A 3,524-nucleotide genomic window follows, 5' to 3' on the forward strand; every position below is an offset into this window, starting at 1 on the left:
AAAAACTGTGAAAGCAGAAGATATTGATTTAGCTGTTGGCAGTTCAAAAACTTCTGAATCTCCTGAGCATAAACACAATATTTTAGACGTAATCAAAGATGTATTTGATGCTGCATCAGAAGGAAAAGGCATTGAAGACATCATTAAATCATTTAAGAAAATGGAAAAATAAATCTATAGTTTTATTATTTGCAAGTTTTTCTTGCAATTTTTTTATTTTTTTATCAATATTAATAGCTATTTTTTATCTATAACTATTTCGTATTTTGTATATTTCATCTGAAAAAAAGAAATGTTATTAATTAATACATAATACCTTAAAACAGAAATTAAAAAAAAATAAGTAGAAAAAATAGAATAAGATTCTATTTTTTCACAGTGATTTTAACTTTTTTAAGGGTTGGCTTGTAAAGTGTGTTTCCTTTAAATCTAATTGCTGCTGTAAATTTACCTGTTTTGGTTAACTTTTTAAGACTGAAGGTTGCTTTACCTTTGCTGTTTGTTTTTGCCTTGTAAAGTTTACCTTTAACCTTTAAGGTAACAAGAACTTTCTTAATTGCCTTACTTTTGCTGTTCTTCAAGGTTATTGTATATTTTTTTACTTTTTTAGCCTTTTTGAACACTTTGTTTTTAGCGACAATTTTTGTCTTTTCCTTATTTATTGTTATCTTTACAGTTTTTGATACAGTATTATAATTTGAATCTGCAAATTTAATGACAAGTTTTTTAGTACCTGCTTTTTGCGCCTTTAGGATTTTTGCAGTCAAACTAATTGTTGCAACACCTTTGGCATTAGTTTTAGCTGAACCTATATTTTTGCCATTTAATTTGAATGAAACCTTTTTACCAGCAATAGCCTTACCTTTTGCATCTTTAAGAACGATACTGTATTTTCCACCATAGTTAATGATGTATGCCTTATTTTTAGCAGAAATCTTTGCATCTTGTTTAGATACCTGGAATTGAACTGATGAAATAAAGACCATTCCATTTTCTTGACATTTCAAATCAACATTATATTTTCCTGCGTTTAACTTTGGAATTTCCAAAGTTGCAGTTCCATTAGATACATCAGCAGAATATGTTTTTCCATTGATAATAACAGAGAGAGTTCCATTATTTAATGGCACATTATTCTCATCAACAACATTTGAATAAATATTTACAGTTTCTCCATAAGCAATATCGGAAACATTGGCATTAATGAAATTACCGTTAAAGGTAATGTTATATGGAGTTTCCCCATAGTTCACCGCAGCACCATTTTTAGCAGTGTTGTTAATGAAATCACAAGTGAATACACAATTGCTTGACACATCATTGAATGTTATAGCACCTCCATTACCATTCCATACACTACTTGAGTTTGCACCTAAAGCAGAGTTATTGACAAAACGACCAGTGAAATTATTGTTATTAGTAGTGTTATGGAAAACAATTGCACCACCAGCCGAATAAGCTACATTGGAATAGAAATTAGAATTAAATAAGTTATTGTTAGCCTTATTGTAGAAAAAGATTGCTCCACCATAAACTGCATAGTTACCCATGAAAACACTTGCAAATTGATTGCCTTCAGCAAGAGTACGGAAAAAGATTGCTCCACCACTGGCATTATTTGCTTTATTATTATAAAATTCGGAAGAAATTATGTTATTGGATGCTTTAGCTTGGAAGACTATAGCTCCACCAATTCTTTCAGCTTCATTACCTTCAAAATAACCATTAATTATAACATTATCAGTTTCATTGTTAAAGAATATTGCACCACCCCGATATGCACTATTATTAATGAATGTGGAAACGATTTTACAATTAGAAACTGAATTATTAATAAAAATCGCACCACCTTGGAAAGCAGTATTGCCATTGAATTCACCATTAAATACCACATTTTTCATGCTTTCAAAGAAATTGATTCCAGCACCATATGATGCTTTGTTGTTGATGAAATTACTATTAAATGCAATATCCTGTGGAGTCTGCCTGTAATTTATTGCACCACCATGTTTAGCAGCAGTATTATTGATGAAATCACAAGCAAATACACAATTACTTGATATGTTAGTGAAGGTTATCGCTCCACCATTACCAACACTATCACCTGAACTTATACCCCAAGCAGAGTTGTTGATGAAAGATCCGGTGAAGTTATTGTTATCTGTAGTTCCAAAGAAAACAATTGCACCTCCAGAGGTATTAACAATATTGGATTTGAAATCACTGCCGAATCTGTTATTGTTTGCTTTATTGTAAAAGAAGATTGCTCCACCCTGATTTGCATAGTTTGCTGTGAAAATACCTTCAAATTGATTGCCATCAGCAAGATTACGGAAAAAGATTGCTCCACCACTAGCATTATCTGCTTTATTATTATTAAATTTAGCAGAAATTACATTATCGCAAGATTTAGCTTGGAAACATAATGCTCCGCCAATTCTTTCAGCTTCATTACCTTCAAAATATCCAGAAATTATGTTGTTATCAGTTTCACCATTAAAGAATATTGCACCACCTTGATATGCACTATTATTAATGAATGTAGAATTAATTTTACAATTAGAAACTGAATTATTAATAAAAATCGCACCACCTGGTTTAGCAGCAGAGTTATTATAAAATGTAGAATTCCATGAGCAAAAATTGCTCCACCGGATTCTGCATGATTATTTTTAAATAAGACATTTTCAACAGTTCCTCTTTTAAAAGCCATTGCACCACCATACATGGCAGAATTGCCATCGAATTCAGAATTAAAGATGACATTTTCAAAGCTTTCAAAGAAATTGACTCCAGCACCATATTTTGCAGTATTGTTGATGAAATTACCGTTAAATGTTATATTATATGGAGTTTGCCTGTAATTTACACCCCCACCATATAGAACGGCAGTATTATTGACAAAATCACAATTGAATATGCCATTGGATGAAGTGCCTTTAAATGTTATAGCACCTCCGTTACCGTTTAAAACATCAACTTTTCCCAAAGCAGAGTTGTTAGCAAAATAACCAGTGAAGTTATTGTTATCTGATGCATTATAGAAAAACATCGCTCCACCACATGACTCTGCTATATTGGATATGAAAGTACTGTTGAATTTATTATTGTTTGCTTTATTGTAGAAAAAGATTCCAGCACCATAAGCAGCCCTATTATATCCGAAAGTGCTTTCAAATTGATTGTTTTCAGCCAATTTATAGAAAAATATTGCTCCACCACTTGCTGCATTCGCATGATTATGATAAAACTCAGATGCAAATGTATTGTTTGAAGATTTTCCTTTAATATAAATTGCTCCGGCAGCCCTTTCAGCCACATTACCTTCAAAATACCCATTTATTGTAACACCAATGGTTTCACCATTAAAGTATATAGCACCACCATTTTTTGCACTATTGCTTATGAATGTAGAGTTGATTTTGCAATTAGAAACTGAATTATTAATAAAAATCGCACCACCTGGTTTAGCAGCAGAGTTATTATAAAATGTAGAATTTAATATATTCAAATTACCATGAGCA

The 3,524-nt window shown here is 31.4% G+C and carries 2 protein-coding genes and 1 pseudogene; 1 reads left to right on the top strand and 2 read right to left on the bottom strand.

What is annotated here, in order from left to right:
• Positions 1 to 365: 365 nt before the first annotated feature.
• On the bottom strand, positions 366 to 1,901 hold the full coding sequence (locus tag QZ143_RS09645) for a hypothetical protein (protein WP_292883683.1): 1,536 nt from the start codon (positions 1,899 to 1,901) through the stop codon (positions 366 to 368).
• Between the two features lie 160 nt (positions 1,902 to 2,061).
• On the opposite strand from QZ143_RS09645, the gene QZ143_RS09650 reads away from it, so the two are divergent.
• Complete coding sequence (locus tag QZ143_RS09650) at positions 2,062 to 2,256, top strand: hypothetical protein (RefSeq protein ID WP_292883686.1); 195 nt, start codon at positions 2,062 to 2,064, stop codon at positions 2,254 to 2,256.
• A gap of 217 nt (positions 2,257 to 2,473) precedes the next feature.
• On the opposite strand, the pseudogene QZ143_RS09655 reads toward QZ143_RS09650, so the two are convergent.
• Positions 2,474 to 3,524 (bottom strand): annotated as a pseudogene (locus QZ143_RS09655) (hypothetical protein); the annotation flags it as partial.

The organism is Methanobrevibacter sp. UBA188 (assembly GCF_905234905.1).
Taxonomy (GTDB): Archaea; Methanobacteriota; Methanobacteria; order Methanobacteriales; family Methanobacteriaceae; genus Methanocatella.